Raw genomic sequence first — 15,265 nt, 5'->3', positions numbered from 1 at the left:
CAAGGGTGGCATGGTCAGTGGTCCATATCGGAAGGCCGGGCGCCCATCCCGGCGCTACGGTGGGTTTTGTCGATCTTCATGGTGTTCCTCCAGCGCGTTCCCCGGTGTGCCGCATGGTGCGCGAATCGGCGTGTCGTGTTGTGCCCTGAACCGGGTGCACCGTATCCATGTTACGGAGTCGCGCCGAGCATGGCACGCCGCAGGAGACGCAGGCGCCCAGCCTCGGCTAATCTCGCATTATGGAAAAGGCTGACATCACGTTCCGGACCCGCAAGTGGATTCGTCCGGAGGACCTCAACGCCAACGGCACGCTGTTCGGTGGAAGCCTGCTGAAATGGATCGACGAGGAAGCGGCAATCTACGCAATCCTCCAACTTGGCAACGGCCGCGCCGTCACCAAGTACATCTCCGAAATCAACTTTGTGAGCTCGGCCGTCCAGGGCGATCTGGTGGAGATGGGCCTGACCGCAGTCCGCTTCGGCCGGACGTCACTGACCATGCGCGCGGAGGTGCGCAACATGATCACCCGCGACAGCATCCTGACCATCGAGGAAATCGTGTTCGTCAATCTCGGGCACGACGGCCGGCCGGAACCGCACGGCTACACGGAAATCACCTATGACCGTGACCGCATCCCCACGCACCACCTGACGCAAGCACTCCACGAGGACTGAGCGCCCGACGTCGGGCCCTCCGCAAGCGTCGGGCCCGCCTTAACTGGCGGGCCCGTCCAAAACCCTTCCCCCGGAAACGGGTGCTGGCGGCCGCGAACTTCGCGGCCGCCAGCTTGCTGCGATCAGCGCCTGTCGAAGGTGAGGCCTCCGGGGACCTGGAACGTCGGCATGAGTTCCAGCATGCCCACATTGACGTGGCGTGGGGTTTCGATGGCGTAGTCAAGGGCGTTGACGATGTCATCAGTGGTCAGCGACTCGTAGCCTTCGTAGTAGGTCTTCCACGCTTCTTCCATGGCCTCAGGCGTGCCGCCCATGTTCCGGCCGAAGATCTCGGTTTCCACCCGGCCCGGGCAGATCTCCGTTACGCGGATGCGCTTGCCAACCGTGTCATTCCTGAGCTGGCGGGAGATCTGGTGCACTGCTGCCTTGGTGGCGTGGTACACCGTGTGGCCGTAGAAGTTGTACACGCCTGCGATAGAGCTGATGTTGATGATGTGGCCGAGGTCGCGCTCCACCATGCCCGGCAGGACCAGCCGCGTGAGCTGAAGCAGGCCGCGAAGGTTGACGTCGATGAGCTCGTCGATGTCCTGCTCGGACGAGTCCAGGAGGTTGCCGGGCCGGGAAACTCCGGCACAGTTGACCAGGACGTCGACCTTCAGTTCGCTCACGACGGCGGTCAGCGCCGCTGTGTCGGTCAGGTCAACTACGTGCGGGATGGCACCCGTACGATCGGCCAGTTCGCTGAGGCGTTCCTCGTTGCGGGCCACGGCGTGAACGGTCAGGCCTCTTTTGGCCAGTCGCTCCGTGATCGCGGCACCCATACCGGTTGACGCTCCGGTGACGAGGGCGGTGTTGTAGTCGGAAAAAGACATCGGTTCTCCAAAGAGTGGAAATGGAAGGCACGAAGTGTGCCGGAGGTCAGCGGCGCTTAAGCGTCGCGCAGGGGTTCGTGGGCCCGGTCCTTGACCGTGCTCACGGCGGCAAGCGTGCCAAGTGCCGTGATGACTGCGTAGAAGGCGGGCATGTAGATGTTGCCGGTGCTGCTGATGAGCCAGGTCATCAACAACGGGGCCGTTCCGCCGAAGAGCGCGGAGGAGATGTTGTAGCCGAGGCCGTAAGCGGAGTACCGAACCCGGGTGGGGAAGAGCTCAACGATCAGGATGTGGATGACGGCCGTGTGGCCGGCGAAGACGATGGCCATGATCGAGGCGCCAAGGATAGCCAAGCCCATGTTTCCCGTTGCGATGAGGGCGTAGGACGGGATACCCAGGATGGTCATGGCGATGGCGGAGCCGGCGATGACCTTCTTGCGGCCGATGCGGTCGGACAGGGCACCCATGAAAGGAATGGCGATGCAGATGACAACCAGGCTGCAGGCGGTGATGAACAGTGCCTCGCCGATGGTGAAGTTGAGCTGCTTGCCCTTGAGGAACGTAGGCATGTAGGAGAACAGGACGTAGTAGCCGGAACCGTTCATGAGCGGGATGAAGAGGGCCAGAACCATGGCCCGGCGGTGCTCAGCGGACTGGAAGGCTTCCTTGAGCGGGTTCTTGGAAAGGCCGCCCTCTTCCTTGAGCTTTGTGAAGTTGGGGGTGTCCGCGATGGCCTTTCGGATGTACCAACCGATGACGCCCATGGGAATGGCGACCAGGAAAGGAATGCGCCATGCGAAGGAACCGAAGCCACCGCCGTCGATGGCTGCCTGGGTGAGCCACGGAGACATGGAGAACGCCACGAGGGTGCCGGTGAGCAGTGCTGCGAACGAAGCGATCTGTGCGTAGGAGGTGATGATGCCGCGCTTGCCTTCGGGGGCGTGTTCAGCGAGGAAGGTCATGGCGCCGGCGGCCTCGCCGCCAACCGAGAAGCCCTGCAGGAGCCGCAGGAGGACGAGCAGGATGGGCGCCGCGATGCCGATAGCCGCGTAGGTGGGCAGGATTCCGATACCAGCAGTGGCAACGCTGATCAGCAGAATGACGAAGACCAGTAGTTTTTGCCTGCCTATCCGGTCACCCAAGTAGCCACAAACAACTGCGCCGAGGGGCCGGACGAAGAACGACACTGCGTAGCCGGCGAACACGAACAACAGAGCGTTGTCCGGGTTGCCCGGGGCAAGGAACACCAAGGCAAGCGTTCCGGCCATAAAGGCGAAGATGCCGTTGTCATAGAGTTCCACGAAGATGCCAACGCAGCCTGCGGTGACAACCTTGCGCGTTTGACGGCCCGTGAGCCGTTCATGCTGCACTTGCGCAGCGTTGGTGTTTGCGGTCATGACATTTCCTTCTTGATGTTGAGCGTAGCAACCGCTACTGGTATTGGCGACAGGCCGTTAGCTGCATACTGCAACTGGTAAGTCCTGCCACTGGGGTCGGCATCCAATGCCAAGGAGTCCGAAGACTGTGTTGACGGATTCGCGGAGGGTTTCAAGTTGCGCCCGCGAGCGCCGATGGGCGGAGGTTGCCTCTGCCACCGTCGATTTCCTGAAGCGGACCTTGTCGCCCGGGCGGGCTTGGGCAAGGACATCCAGGCCAATACTGGTGACGACGGCGAGGACTGGATATCCGGCGGTAACGCCGCGGCCCCGATGCAGTACCAGCAGTTCTTCACGTGAGGGAACTTCGACGGCGCCCACCGGGACCCCGCGTGAAAGCACTTCACCGTTTGAGGTTCTTTCCGGCAGCTCGCCGCCGAGCCTCAAGCCGATGTGGTTGCTCCGGCCACTCACGGCGTATTCCGAAGTGAAGAGCAACTCGGCGGAATCGCCAAACTCGGCGACATCCGGACCGTCGGTCACATTGACCATCAATTCCTGCCCCATGTCCGGCCGTTCAAGACCAAGCCGGAAGAGCGGAAGGTCGAAGTACGGTTGGCGAACAGGGCCCACGCTGCGGCGGGTGAGGAGCGTGGTTCCTTCCTTGAGCTGCAGGCCGAAGCCCACAACGGTGTCCGGAGCACAACTACCCAGCAGCGTCGGCGCCTCCACGGAGCCGTGGATGGCCAGGTAGGCACGGAGGCCCCGGTTGATTCCCCGGATGGCAATCGTCTCGCCCGCACGGACCGAAACCGGTTCCCACTGGCTGCATGGACGCCCTCCGACGGTGAGTGTCAGGGGTGCTCCCGTGACTGCGATCAGGATGTCGGACTGCGCCTTCATCCTGAAGTCGAGTGCCGTGATCTCCACCAAGGGATCGTTGTCGAGGTTGCCGGCCAGGATATTGGCGGCCCGGGCAGAATACTGGTCCAGGGCGCCGTTGACCGGCAGTCCAAAGCGCGGTCCGCGGAGACGGCCAAGGTCTGTGACCACGGAGTTGCCCGGTTGCTGGATGAGGATGTGCCCGTTCATGGCCTTGGTTCCAATTCCTTGCCGACGTAAGAGTCGAACTCTCCGGCCTCGATGCGATGGAACCGGAGAATGTCTCCTGGCTTGTAAGGGACCAGTGGTTCACGACGAATGTTCAGGACGGTCAAAGGGGTCTGACCGATGACGCACCATCCACCCGGCGCGGATGCGGGAGCGATGACGGCTTGGCGTCCGGCCACTGCCACTGCCCCCGCCGGAACGCTGAGCCGGGGATCCTTGAGGCGCGGCACCGGCTTGGGGAACGCGGGACCGTCCATCATGGGCGAGCCGGCAGGTGCACCCAAGCAGCGGACGGTATAGGTCTTCTCGGTGTGCACGCGGATGACTTCCTCGGCGGAGATGCCTTGGTATTCGGCTACTTTCTCCAGGTCGGGACCGTATTCGCCGCCGTAGACCACTGGGACATCAAACTCAAGGGGTGCTGCTGCTGCGCCTGCGGAACGGCCCATTTCGAGGAGTCCCAGCTTGACGAATGCGCGCACCTGGCGGGCAGACACCAGGACGGGGTCGAATTCCACCAGCACGGAATCGTAGGTGGGGACCGCGCCATGAAGGCCCTCGGCGCCACAGCTCTCCAGCCAGTCAGCAAGACGGTGGACCGTGAGCCAGTTGTCCTCGCTTGCTTCAGCAAGTGCGACAACGCGCAATGCGGAGTCTCCGGATTCGTAGATCTCGGTGGGAACCGCAGTGAGAACGGACATGTCAGGCCGCCTTCCTCTTGGCATCCATGACCTCTGCCAACGGGGCGATGCGAACGCCAGCCAAGATGAGCTCCGAGCGGATGAGCCGGGCGAGTTCGACGGCGCCAGGGTTGTCCCCGTGAAGCAGGACGGTGTCCGTGGAGATGTCAATGTCAGTGCCGTTGGCGCAGCGGATCTTGCCCTCGCACACCATGCGGACGGTTCGCTCGACAATGGCCGAGGGATCGTGCAGTACGGCGCCCGGCTGGCTGCGCGGGACCAGCGTCCCATCCTCCTGGTAGGCACGGTCGACGATGCCCACAATGGCCACGTCCAAACCGGCCGAACGTGCCGCGTAGGCCAACTCGCCCTCCTGTGCGACCACGATGAGTTCGTTGTCCACGCGGGCGGCGGCCTCAGCCACGGCCGCAGCGTAGTCCGCACGGACGGCGACGAGATTTCCCAGCCGGCCGTGCGGCGCAATGTGGGTCACTTTGGTTCCGTGGAAGGCTGCGAAACCGTTAAGGGCCCCCAGCTGGTACAGGACATCGGCGCGCACCTCGTTGGCAGTCAGGCCCATGTCCCGGCGGCCGAAACCACGCAGGTCCGGGAAGCTCGGGTGGGCTCCAATACCGACCCCGCGGCGAACGCATTCGGCGACGGTGGCGTCCATGATGTCGGGATCGCCCGAGTGGAACCCGCAAGCGATATTGGCGCTTGAAACGATCTCCAGAAGATCGGTGTCGCTGCCTATGGTGTAGGCACCGAATCCCTCTCCAAGATCCGCTACAAGATCAATTATCGGGTTCACGTGGTTCTCTTTCCGCGGTTCTGCATTAGGGTCGGGATATTCCATACGAACGGCAGGAATATCCGGTAAACTCAGCCGCCTTTTCGATTGAAACTGTTTAGCTAAAATTCTTCAATCCGGCGAACTGTCGGTAATTCTTTGGTGATAGAAGTCTCGCACCAGAGAAGTTCGGGCACAAAGACCTATTCGCTATCACGGGATAGCTCCCGGTTATGACCTACGGCACACAAGCTGGTGGCGGGGTATATTTGGGTATCGGGACAATTGGTTGATGGGAGTCAACGAACTGTCAGTAAATGGTTGGGAAACGCCACCATGGGGATGTGGATCTCAAATTAGTCGCTGAGAGACAGGTCACACAAAGACGGATTGTGTGTCCCTACATAGAATTTCCTTATGGCATCCAGGCCCCAATGAGGACTTGGAGGAAGGCAGACCCATGGATACGCGGAAGCTCTCATATTTTGTAAAGATCGTCGATTCGGGGAGCATCACCAAGGCCGCCGCAGCGCTCCACGTCGCCCAGCCTGCCCTCAGCCAGCAGGTGTCGGCGCTGGAGACCGATTTGAAGCAGCGCCTGCTGATCCGCAGCAAGCAAGGAGTCGAGCCGACCGCCGCGGGACACACCCTCTATCGCCACGCCCAGACCATCCTGCGGCTCGTGGAACAAGCCCGGCTGGACGTAGCGGCGTCCGGGGCCGCGCCGTCGGGCAGGGTATCCATCGCCATCGCACCGTACAGCATGGCTTCCAGCCTGACGCCGCAGATCATCCGCGAGGTCGGCAGGCGATACCCGGACATTGTGGTGCACCTGACGGAGATCTTCGGCGGCGTGCTGAGCGAGGCAATCAAGAACGGCCGCCTGGACATGGCCCTGATCTACGAGCCAGGGAAGATCCGCGGAGTGCAGTTCACCACCATGATCGTGGAAGACCTGCACTTGGTGACCCATGAGGACGCCGATGTGGCCCAGGGTCGAACAACGGTCACGCTCGAAGAAGCCAGCAGCCTTGGGCTATTCCTCCCCGAAAAAAACCACACCCTGCGCCAGATCATCGAGAAGGGACTGGCTGACCACGGGTTGGCCCTGCGCCTTGTAGGGGAAGTGGAATCGGTTCCGTCACTCGTTCGACTCATCCGCGCAAACCTCGGCGCCACCGTGCTGCCGAAATCGGCCGCTGATGCGCTCTTCCCTGATGAGAACTTCAAGGTGTTGCGGATCGTCGAACCGGCACTGCAGAGCAAGATTGCCCTGTGCACCCCCGACCACGAGCCGCTGTCCGAGGCCGCCTCCGCGGTGCTCATCCTGGTCAAGGAGATGCTCCAGCAACAATTGATCAGCAAGTACGCGGCCGATCCAGCCGAAGCGTGATCCATCCATAACATTGCCTTATTCGGACAGACATCTTTGGTCTTATTCACCGGCATTTTTATTTCCTATTATCGAATTAGCAAGTAATTCGAAAGCGGCTCGCGGATTCCGTGAACCCAATCAAAGGAACAGCGGTGAAAAAGATCAGCCAGACCCAGTGGATTTCGAATCCGACTCGTGGATCGATCAGTGCGCGAACCGGATTCCACTGCCCGAGGAATGGTTTCTGGCGTCCTTTGGGCGGCCTGGGCGAACCTCTCTTCGTGTTCGAAGGAAGCCTCATGCCGGCGCACGCTGGACACAGTATCGAGTGGTACCTGGTCGACGCGCGGTCAGGACACCCCGGGCTGGACTGAAGCGGCTGGGGGGCAACCCGCCGTCGTCGGCTTCCTCAATCCCACCGCACCACTCAAGGCGCCCTGCCACTGGCAAGGCGCCTTCTGCGTGCCCGGAAACGGGCACGAGTTCTCGGGCGCACAAAGGGCCGGTCACCGCATTCGGTGACCGGCCCTCAGCAACAGGTTCAGTCTTCGACCAGGAGTCCCTTGGCCTTCAGCTTTTCCGTCAGTCCGCACAACTCGATGGTGGTGCCGCCGGCGTGGTAGGCCTTGATGAGCTCGCGTTCGGCGTCGTCCCGGGCCTGGGAGAGCGCAATGACCTCTTCAGCTTCTTCACGGCGGACCACCACGACGCCGTCAGCGTCACCGCGGAGGATGTCGCCGGGGTAGATGATCTCATCGCCGAAGACGAGCGGGTGGTTGATCGGCCCAAGGGTTTCCTTGACCGTGCCCTTGATGCAGACGCTGCCCGAGAAGACCGGAAGACCCAGTTCGATGAGGTCCTGGGTGTCGCGCACACCGGAGTCCGTCACCATGGCCGCGATGCCCTTGGCTTTCATGGCGTTGCCCAGGACGTCGCCGAAGGTTCCGGCGTCGGAGAATTCCTGCGCACCGACCAGGACCACGTCGCCGGCTTGGGCGTAGTGGATGGCGACCTGCAGCATGAGGTTGTCCTGCGGGGCGCACGCCACGGTCACGGCCGGGCCGCAGAACGACATCGAACGATCGATAGGCTTGATCTTGGAGCTCAGGGCGCCGCGGCGGCCCTGGGCTTCGTGGATGGTCGCGGAGGAGAACGCCGCGAGGCGGCTGACGACGTCGGCGTCCGGCCTCTGGAACTTGGTCTTGACGTGGATCATTTTCTGAATCTTTCTCTTGGCTGGCTGCTAGGGGTGCCCGTGGGCTTAGTTGAGGGCGCTGACTGCCTTGCGGATCGAGTCCACGCCGGCGTTGATGGTCTCCAGCGACGTGGCGAAGGAGATCCGGAAGTAGGGGCCAAGGCCATAGGCCGAGCCCTGGATGACGGCAACAGCGGCCGCGTTGAGGAGGTACAGCGTGAAGTCCTGGTCGGTTTCGATGAGGGTGCCGTCCGGAGCGGTCTTGCCGATGACGCCGCTGCAGTTCACGTAGGCGTAGAAGGCGCCCTCGGCCGGGGCGACGGACAGTCCGTCAATGAAGTTGAGGCCTTCGACGGCCACGTCACGGCGCTTGCGGTACACCTCCACGCTGTCCCGGACGAACGACTGATCGCCGTTCAGGGCGGCAGCCGCAGCTGCCTGGCTGACCGACGACGGGCAGGAGGACGTCTGGGACTGCAGCTTGTTCATGGCTGCGATCAAAGGCGCCGGGCCCACGCCGTAGCCAAGGCGCCAACCGGTCATGGCGTAGGCCTTGGAGACGCCGTTGACCAGCAGGATGCGGCTGCGCAGGGACGGAACCGCCGTGACAAGGCTCGTCACCCGGCCGTCGCCGAAGTGGATTTCGTCGTAGATCTCGTCGGTGAGGGTGAAGACGTGCGGGAATTCCTCAAGGACGGCACCCAGCGCCTGCAATTCTTCGCGGGAGTACACGGCCCCCGTCGGGTTGGACGGAGCGTTGAGGATGAGCCATTTGGTCTGGGGCGTGATGGCTTCGCGGAGGGCGGCCGGTGTGAGCTTGAAGCCTGTGTCTTCGCCGCAAGCGACGATCACGGGCGTGCCGTCGTTGGCGAGGACCATGTCCGGGTAGGAGACCCAGTACGGTGCGGGGACGATGACCTCGTCGCCCTCGTTGAGCGAGGCCATGAGCGCGACGTAGATGACTTGCTTGGCTCCGCCGCCGATGGTCAACTGGTTCGCTTCGTAGTGCATGCCGGTGTGGCTTTCAATCCGGCGGAGGATGGCGGTCTGCAGCTCGGGCGTTCCCGTCACCGAGGTGTATTTGGTCTGGCCGGCGTTGATCGCTTCGATAGCGGCCGCCTTGATGTGGTCGGGGGTGTCGAAGTCCGGCTCGCCGACGGTCAGGTCGATGATCGGAATGCCTTCGGCTCGTAGTTCACGGACGCGGGCGGCGGCCGCAACGCTCGCTGAGGACTTGATGCGTGTGACCCTCGACGCCGGCAGGTACTCGGACATTGTCTTCTCCAGAATCGTGAAACTCAGGATTCGGGTGTCGAATCCCCAATTTCGAGACTAGGCACTGCCGGGCGCCGTGGATAAGACCTAATGTGCGTGGATCAATAAGAGACCCTTATGACCGCCTGCTCCATTTGGGAGCTCCGGCTTCGTTTGGGGACATTTCCAAGCTATATAGGAATCTTCTATGCACTTTCCTTATGGGTTCACGCGGTATTGGTATTTCCGCAGCTCTGCGAACGCCGCCTAGATTTCATAGATCAGAAGTTCGCGAAGAGTCAGAAAGGGATCCATTGCCAGCCCAATCCGGCTCCCTTGGGGGCCTGTCAGCCACCGACAGGTACACCTACCGGGCCAAGGCTCCGGCCCGGCCCCAAACCGTGGCCAAAGGGGAGCGTGCCAAGCTCACGCACGCCCTCGCGGCGCACAGGCAACTCCTGTCCCACGCTTCGAGCGCCATCCGGACATTGACCGCTGCCCGCAACGAGATGATCGCCCAGGCCCTTGAAGACGGGCTCACCCTGGCCACAATTTCCGCGGTGACCGGGGAGAACATGCGTGCCGTCCGGTCTATCGGTTTGGCTTATGACGACCTTCACCCGAGTGGGCTTCCGCGAGGCGCACATGTGGATGGCCTGAGGGCGAAAAGCGAGCAACTCAAAACAGCCGAAAGGCACCGCGACCAGATCGTTAATCAGCGGGAAGCGTTGATTGTCACTGCGCTCCGCACCCAAGCTTGCGATGACCTTGAACTTGCCTCGCTGACCGGCCTCACACCCGAGCATATCCGCCGGTCAACGCGGGGGACCGCACGCTCCGCCTAGCCTCCGCGGGCCAGCCCAGACGGTGCCTCTAACCCAACTGACTAACAGTTGTTGTCGTTATGAGGCGTCAAAACGACAACAACTGCGAGTCAGTTGGGAGTGCTCACTTCGTTGGCTCTTTCTTGGCCGCGGGCGTCCTGCAGCTAAACAGTTCCTGTGTTCCCGTTTTCCTTGCGATGAGAACCGTCAATGCGCGGGCGGACGTAGAGATCGGTTCAAAATGTTGGATCGACCGCGCGCCAACGTTCCAGATGCGCTTCACGCCCAGCACCCGGTCATGCTCATCCGTCGCAACCAAGGGCGGACTTCCCTGCCCTGCCATGGGCCTGCGTTTCCAGCACAGACTGACTACCGTCGCGTGCTCCCAGAATTCCACGGCGGTTACGAAGAATTCGCGCCCCTCGTCATCCAGGAACAGCCCGGACTGCGGGACGTAAACAGCCCGCAGATCGTACTCCACGGGGCCTGGATGCCTTGCAGCCGGCGATTCGGCGATGGCTGCGGCTTGTTGAGGATTGAGATCTGGTTGCGGGACCACGGCATGCTCCATTGAAATTGCGGTCGACCCCCTCCTCGACCGCCCCCGAGTGGCCTCGGGATATCCAATGTAGCTCCGTCCAAGGACCTCCGAAAGAGTACCGACTACCTACCTAGTTCAGTAGCTCGACGGCGTGTCACCTGTCCCGCCAAAGGGGGTTCCGCCGTCGGGGGCTGTTGGAATGAACTTGTCCGCGAGGGCTTCCGTGCCGCGCGCCAGGAGTGCGACATCCGCCCCGACCAGCACGAACTTCGCCCCGGCGTCCAGATACGCACGCGCTGTGGCTTCGTTGAAGGCGTTGACGCCGGCCGGTTTGCCCGCGGTCTTCGCCGCGGCGAGGCAGTGTTCGACGGCGGCGCGCACCTTGGGGTGTTCCTGCTCGCCGAGCAGGCCCATGGACGCGGCGAGGTCGGAGGGGCCGAGGAAGATGGCGTCGACGCCGTCGACCGCCAGGATCTCCTCCACGGCGGCGACGGCGGCCTCGGTTTCGATCTGGACCGTGACGCTGACCGTCTCCGAGGCCCGGGCGAGGTAGTCCGGGATGCGGTTCCAGCGCGAGGCGCGGGCCAGGGCCGATCCTACGCCCCGCACGCCGTGCGGCGGGTAGCGTACCGCAGCGACGGCGGCCTTGGCTTCCGCGGCGGAGTTGACCATGGGGATCAGCAGGTCCTGCACGCCCAGGTCCAGGTATTGCTTGAGGAGCACGGTGTCGTTGACCGGCGGTCGGACCACGGCCTGGACGGGGTAGCCGCGGACGGCCTGGAGCTGGGCGAGGATGGATTCGAGGCCGTTGGGGCTGTGTTCGGCGTCGATCAGGAGCCAGTCCAGACCCGCCCCGGCGCACAGTTCGGCGATCAGCGGGCTGCCGGAGCACACCCACATCCCGGCCAGGGGCCTGTCCGCGATGGCCAAGGCTTCGCGGAACGTGCGGTCTGGTTCTACTCGAACCGGCATGTGACAACTCCCAAGGGTCCGTAGTCGGCGTGGACGGTATCGCCTTTGTACACCCAGAGCGGTCGGGTGAAGGAGCCGGCGAGGATGATCTCCCCGGCTTTCAGCCCGTCACCGTGCGGGGCGATCTTGTTAACGAGCCAGTGCACGCCGTTCGCCGGGTGGTCCAGGACGCCGGCAGCGACGCCGGTCTCCTCCACGGTCTGGTTTTTGTACAGGATCGCCGATACCCAACGGAGGTCGACGGCGTCCGGGCGCACCGGGCGCCCGCCCACCACCATGGCTCCCATCGCCGCGTTGTCCGAAATGGTGTCCACGATGGTCCGGCCCTCCATCTCGATCCGGGAATCCAAGATCTCAAGGGCCGGAACCACGTAGTCGGTGGCGTTCAGGACGTCGAAGATCGTGCAACCGGGTCCGGAGAGATCCTTCTTGAGCACGAACGCCAGTTCCACCTCCACCCTTGGGTGGGTGTACTGGTCCCACGGCACGGAGCATCCGGTGTCCAGGACCATGTCATCGAAAATCGCGCCATAGTCCGGTTCGGTGATGCCCGTGGCAGCCTGCATGGCCTTGGACGTCAGCCCGATCTTGCGGCCCACGAGCGTGCGCCCGGCGTCCTCGTTACGGCGGCGCCACAATTGCTGGACGGCGTAGGAATCCTCCACCGTCATCCCGGGGTAGCGGGCAGTCAGGCGTGGAACCGGGGTCCGGGACCGGCCTGCTTCCAGCAGTTCGTCCGCAATGGTTTCTATCGTCTTCGGGTCAAGCATCTCCACACTCCATTCGGCCATCCTGCGGTCAGCATACGTTGAGGGCTGCGGGCCTAGAGCTGCGAGCCGACCTTGAAACCCATCTTTTCTCCTGCGGGGCCGCCGTCGGGCTGGCGGGTGTAGGAGAAGCCGTCGGCGCCGACGGTGACGGCCATTTCGCTCTTTTCCTCGCGGATGATCACGGGCTGGGGGTTGCCGTCCAAGTCCAGGACGAGGGAGGCCTCGGTGTACCAGGACGGGACGACGGGGTTGCCCCACCAGTCGCGGCGCTGGTTGTCGTGGACGTCCCAGGTGACGGTGGGGTTGTCCGGGTCCCCGGTGTAGTAGTCCTGGGTGTAGATCTCGATGCGGTGCCCGTCGGGGTCCAGGATGTACAGGTAGAACGCGTTGGAGACGCCGTGCCGGCCGGGGCCGCGTTCGATCCGGTCACTGATGCGCAGGGCGCCCATCTTGTCGCAGATCTGGATGATGTTGTGCTTCTCGTGGGTGGAGAAGGCGATGTGGTGCAGGCGGGGCCCGTTGCCGCCGGTCAGGGCGGTGTCGTGCACGGTCTGCTTGCGGTGCATCCACGCGGCGTACGTGACGCCGTCGGAGTCCTTGATGTCTTCCGAGACGCGGAAGCCGAGGTCCTCGAGGTATTTCCGGCCCCGGGGGACGTCGGGGGTGACCTGGTTGAAGTGGTCCAGGCGGACCAGTTCGCCGGCGGAGTAGAGGTCGTAGCGCTGGGTGAGGCGTTCGACGTGTTCGACGTCGTAGAAGAATTCGTAGGGGAAGCCCAGCGGGTCCTCGACGCGGACGGAGTCGCCGACGCCCTTGGTGAAGCCGTCCTTGCGGCGCTCCACCCGGCAGCCGAGCTCGCGGTAGTAGGCCTCGGCGGCGTCGACTTCGGCGGGGGACTTCACCCGGTACGCGAACGCCGCGGCCGCGGCGACCGGTCCCTTGCGCAGGACCAGGTTGTGGTGGATGAACTCCTCGAAGGAGCGCAGGTAGATGGTGTCCTCGTCTTCCTCGGTCACGTGCAGGCCGAGCAGGTCCACGTAGAACTCGCGGGACTTGGCGAGGTCGGTGACGACAAGTTCGAGGTAGGCGCAGCGGACGATATCCGGGGCCGGGACGGTGGGGGTGGGGACGAAGTTGGTCATGGGGTTCTCTCTTCTTTGAAAGGGGTGTCCGTGTTGAAAGTGCCACCCAACTGACTCGCAGTAAGTGTCGTTTTGGAGCCTCATAACGACAACAAGTGCGAGTTAGTTGGGCTGGGCGGGGCGGGTTGGGCTGCCCGGTGCTTAGGCGCCGAACTTGGGAGTATGAACAGCGCCGAGGGTGATGTGGACGGCTTGCTGGTCGGTGTAGAAATCGATGGAGCGGTAGCCGCCCTCGTGTCCCAGGCCGGAGGCTTTGACGCCGCCGAAGGGGGTGCGCAGGTCCCGGACGTTGTGGCTGTTCAGCCACACCATGCCGGCTTCGACGTTCTGCGCGAAGTTGTGGGCGCGGGTCAGGTTCTGGGTCCAGATGTAGGCCGCCAGACCGTATTTGGTGTTGTTCGCGAGGGCGAGGGCTTCGTCGTCGTTCTCGAACGGGGTGATCGCGACGACGGGACCGAAGATTTCCTCCTGGAAGATCCGCGCGTCGGGCGCGACGTCGGCGAACACCGTCGGTGCGATGTAGTTGCTGTTGTTGAGCCCTGCGGGCAAGTTTTCCGGGCGACCGCCGCCGGCGAGCAGCCGGCCTTCGGTCTTGCCGATTTCCACGTAGGAGGCGACTTTTTCGTAGTGCTCGGGGTGGACGAGGGCGCCGACCTGGGTCTTGGGGTCGTGCGGGTCGCCGACGACGATGTTCTTCGCGCGGGCGGCGTACTTTTCGCAGAACTCGTCATAGATGGCGCGCTCTACCAGGATCCGCGAGCCGGCGGTGCAGCGTTCTCCGTTGAGGGAGAAGACCCCGAACAGTGCCGAGTCGATCGCGGCGTCGAGGTCGGCGTCGGCGAACACGACGCACGGGGACTTCCCGCCGAGCTCCATGGACAGGCCCTTGAGGTTGGCTGCGGCGTTGCGGAAGATCGTCTGGCCGGTGGTGGTCTCCCCGGTGAAGGAGATCAGGGGAACGTCCGGGTGCTTGACCAACGCGTCGCCGGCTTCTTCGCCGAGGCCGTTGACCAGGTTGAACACGCCGTCGGGCAGGCCTGCGTCCTTGAAGATCTGTGCCCAGAGCGAGGCAGAGAGCGGGGTGAACTCGGCCGGCTTGAGCACCACGGTGTTGCCGGTGGCCAAGGCCGGGGCAAGCTTCCAGGACTCGAGCATGAACGGGGTGTTCCACGGCGTGATCAGGCCCGCGACGCCGATCGGCTTACGGTTCACGTAGTTGATCTGGGAGCCCGGGACCTTCATGGCGTCGTCGAACTGGGCCACGATCAGGTCCGCGAAGAAGCGGAAGTTCTCCGCCGCACGCAGCGCCTGGCCTTTGGCCTGGGTGATCGGCAGGCCGGTGTCGAAGGTTTCGAGCTCGGCGAGGCGTTCTTCCTGGGCTTCAACGGCGTCGGCGATCTTGTTCAGGACGCGGGCACGTTCGCGCGGCTTCATCTTCGGCCACGGGCCGTTCACGAACGCTTCGCGGGCGGCGGCGACGGCAAGGTCGATGTCTTCCTTCTGCCCGGCCGCGGCGGTGGCGTAGTTGGTGTTTGATACCGGGTCCAGTACGTCGAAGGTCTTCCCGCCCACCGAGTCAACGAACCGGCCGTTGATGAAGTGCTGGATGTGGGCCGGAAGGTCCTCCGGGACGTAATGGGAGGTGGTTTCTGGTGCAGTGAACGTCATTGTTTTCTCCTTTGCTATTGCA

General features: G+C 63.3%; 16 protein-coding genes. 4 read left to right on the top strand and 12 right to left on the bottom strand.

Features of this window, described 5'->3' with window-relative positions; genetic code table 11:
• Positions 1-239 precede the first annotated feature (239 nt).
• On the top strand, positions 240-674 hold the full coding sequence (locus ACSVHC_RS11980) for an acyl-CoA thioesterase (RefSeq protein ID WP_084784486.1): 435 nt from the start codon (positions 240-242) through the stop codon (positions 672-674).
• Positions 675-796: 122 nt separating this feature from the next.
• Here ACSVHC_RS11980 and ACSVHC_RS11975 read toward each other — a convergent pair whose 3' ends face one another.
• The 5 genes from ACSVHC_RS11975 to ACSVHC_RS11955 are packed head-to-tail and all read right to left on the bottom strand — an operon-like array spanning position 797 to position 5,523.
• The gene (locus ACSVHC_RS11975; RefSeq protein ID WP_078107213.1) at positions 797-1,546 is read right to left on the bottom strand and encodes an SDR family oxidoreductase; all 750 of its coding nucleotides are present in this window, start codon (positions 1,544-1,546) and stop codon (positions 797-799) included.
• A 56-nt stretch (positions 1,547-1,602) separates the two neighbouring features.
• On the bottom strand, positions 1,603-2,943 hold the full coding sequence (locus tag ACSVHC_RS11970; protein WP_059388742.1) for an MFS transporter: 1,341 nt from the start codon (positions 2,941-2,943) through the stop codon (positions 1,603-1,605).
• 57 nt (positions 2,944-3,000) lie between these two features.
• On the bottom strand, positions 3,001-4,014 hold the full coding sequence (locus ACSVHC_RS11965; protein WP_439180960.1) for a 5-oxoprolinase subunit C family protein: 1,014 nt from the start codon (positions 4,012-4,014) through the stop codon (positions 3,001-3,003).
• On the bottom strand, positions 4,011-4,733 hold the full coding sequence (locus ACSVHC_RS11960) for a 5-oxoprolinase subunit B family protein (protein WP_437771806.1): 723 nt from the start codon (positions 4,731-4,733) through the stop codon (positions 4,011-4,013). The genes ACSVHC_RS11965 and ACSVHC_RS11960 overlap by 4 nt, the downstream gene beginning before the upstream one ends.
• Before the next feature lies 1 nt (position 4,734).
• Entirely contained in the window at positions 4,735-5,523 is a 789-nt protein-coding gene (locus ACSVHC_RS11955; RefSeq protein WP_437771807.1) for a LamB/YcsF family protein, read from the bottom strand.
• Positions 5,524-5,962: 439 nt separating this feature from the next.
• Here ACSVHC_RS11955 and ACSVHC_RS11950 point away from each other — a divergent pair, with 439 nt between their 5' ends.
• On the top strand, positions 5,963-6,895 hold the full coding sequence (locus ACSVHC_RS11950; protein ID WP_437771808.1) for a LysR substrate-binding domain-containing protein: 933 nt from the start codon (positions 5,963-5,965) through the stop codon (positions 6,893-6,895).
• A gap of 134 nt (positions 6,896-7,029) precedes the next feature.
• The gene (locus ACSVHC_RS11945; RefSeq protein ID WP_437771809.1) at positions 7,030-7,251 is read left to right on the top strand and encodes a hypothetical protein; all 222 of its coding nucleotides are present in this window, start codon (positions 7,030-7,032) and stop codon (positions 7,249-7,251) included.
• 167 nt (positions 7,252-7,418) lie between these two features.
• Here ACSVHC_RS11945 and ACSVHC_RS11940 read toward each other — a convergent pair whose 3' ends face one another.
• Positions 7,419-8,093, bottom strand: a complete 675-nt coding sequence (locus ACSVHC_RS11940) for a 4-carboxy-4-hydroxy-2-oxoadipate aldolase/oxaloacetate decarboxylase (RefSeq protein ID WP_059388748.1) — start codon at positions 8,091-8,093, stop codon at positions 7,419-7,421.
• A 45-nt stretch (positions 8,094-8,138) separates the two neighbouring features.
• The gene (locus ACSVHC_RS11935) at positions 8,139-9,347 is read right to left on the bottom strand and encodes an aspartate transaminase (RefSeq protein ID WP_437771810.1); all 1,209 of its coding nucleotides are present in this window, start codon (positions 9,345-9,347) and stop codon (positions 8,139-8,141) included.
• A 293-nt stretch (positions 9,348-9,640) separates the two neighbouring features.
• On the opposite strand from ACSVHC_RS11935, the gene ACSVHC_RS11930 reads away from it, so the two are divergent.
• Entirely contained in the window at positions 9,641-10,171 is a 531-nt protein-coding gene (locus tag ACSVHC_RS11930) for a hypothetical protein (RefSeq protein WP_437771811.1), read from the top strand.
• Positions 10,172-10,274: 103 nt separating this feature from the next.
• Here ACSVHC_RS11930 and ACSVHC_RS11925 read toward each other — a convergent pair whose 3' ends face one another.
• The 5 genes from ACSVHC_RS11925 to hpaE all read right to left on the bottom strand — a co-directional run bounded on the left by ACSVHC_RS11925 (position 10,275) and on the right by hpaE (position 15,243).
• On the bottom strand, positions 10,275-10,709 hold the full coding sequence (locus ACSVHC_RS11925; RefSeq protein WP_437771812.1) for a hypothetical protein: 435 nt from the start codon (positions 10,707-10,709) through the stop codon (positions 10,275-10,277).
• A 117-nt stretch (positions 10,710-10,826) separates the two neighbouring features.
• A complete protein-coding gene (locus ACSVHC_RS11920) occupies positions 10,827-11,663 on the bottom strand; it encodes an HpcH/HpaI aldolase family protein (RefSeq protein WP_437771813.1) in 837 nt (278 codons plus the stop codon).
• Positions 11,648-12,433 carry a 2-oxo-hept-4-ene-1,7-dioate hydratase gene (hpaH, locus tag ACSVHC_RS11915; protein ID WP_437771814.1) on the bottom strand — a complete coding sequence of 262 codons (786 nt, stop codon included), beginning with the start codon at positions 12,431-12,433 and terminating at the stop codon, positions 11,648-11,650. The genes ACSVHC_RS11920 and hpaH overlap by 16 nt, the downstream gene beginning before the upstream one ends.
• A gap of 53 nt (positions 12,434-12,486) precedes the next feature.
• Positions 12,487-13,575, bottom strand: coding sequence for a 3,4-dihydroxyphenylacetate 2,3-dioxygenase (gene hpaD / locus ACSVHC_RS11910; protein ID WP_437771815.1), 1,089 nt, complete (start codon positions 13,573-13,575; stop codon positions 12,487-12,489).
• 141 nt (positions 13,576-13,716) lie between these two features.
• On the bottom strand, positions 13,717-15,243 hold the full coding sequence (hpaE, locus tag ACSVHC_RS11905; protein ID WP_437771816.1) for a 5-carboxymethyl-2-hydroxymuconate semialdehyde dehydrogenase: 1,527 nt from the start codon (positions 15,241-15,243) through the stop codon (positions 13,717-13,719).
• Positions 15,244-15,265 lie beyond the last annotated feature (22 nt).

The organism is Arthrobacter sp. KNU-44, from assembly GCF_051843155.1.
GTDB lineage: Bacteria > Actinomycetota > Actinomycetes > Actinomycetales > Micrococcaceae > Arthrobacter.
This window is presented reverse-complemented; position numbering and strand designations above follow the sequence as displayed.

Bases quoted from the DNA above. Each gene is read 5' to 3' on its own strand.
- ACSVHC_RS11980 (WP_084784486.1), top strand. From the start codon at position 240: ATGGAAAAGGCTGACATCACGTTCCGGACCCGCAAGTGGATTCGTCCG.
- ACSVHC_RS11975 (WP_078107213.1), bottom strand. From the start codon at position 1,546: ATGTCTTTTTCCGACTACAACACCGCCCTCGTCACCGGAGCGTCAACC.
- ACSVHC_RS11970 (WP_059388742.1), bottom strand. From the start codon at position 2,943: ATGACCGCAAACACCAACGCTGCGCAAGTGCAGCATGAACGGCTCACG.
- ACSVHC_RS11965 (WP_439180960.1), bottom strand. From the start codon at position 4,014: ATGAACGGGCACATCCTCATCCAGCAACCGGGCAACTCCGTGGTCACA.
- ACSVHC_RS11960 (WP_437771806.1), bottom strand. From the start codon at position 4,733: ATGTCCGTTCTCACTGCGGTTCCCACCGAGATCTACGAATCCGGAGAC.
- ACSVHC_RS11950 (WP_437771808.1), top strand. From the start codon at position 5,963: ATGGATACGCGGAAGCTCTCATATTTTGTAAAGATCGTCGATTCGGGG.
- ACSVHC_RS11940 (WP_059388748.1), bottom strand. From the start codon at position 8,093: ATGATCCACGTCAAGACCAAGTTCCAGAGGCCGGACGCCGACGTCGTC.
- ACSVHC_RS11935 (WP_437771810.1), bottom strand. From the start codon at position 9,347: ATGTCCGAGTACCTGCCGGCGTCGAGGGTCACACGCATCAAGTCCTCA.
- ACSVHC_RS11920 (WP_437771813.1), bottom strand. From the start codon at position 11,663: ATGCCGGTTCGAGTAGAACCAGACCGCACGTTCCGCGAAGCCTTGGCC.
- hpaH (WP_437771814.1), bottom strand. From the start codon at position 12,433: ATGCTTGACCCGAAGACGATAGAAACCATTGCGGACGAACTGCTGGAA.
- hpaD (WP_437771815.1), bottom strand. From the start codon at position 13,575: ATGACCAACTTCGTCCCCACCCCCACCGTCCCGGCCCCGGATATCGTC.
- hpaE (WP_437771816.1), bottom strand. From the start codon at position 15,243: ATGACGTTCACTGCACCAGAAACCACCTCCCATTACGTCCCGGAGGAC.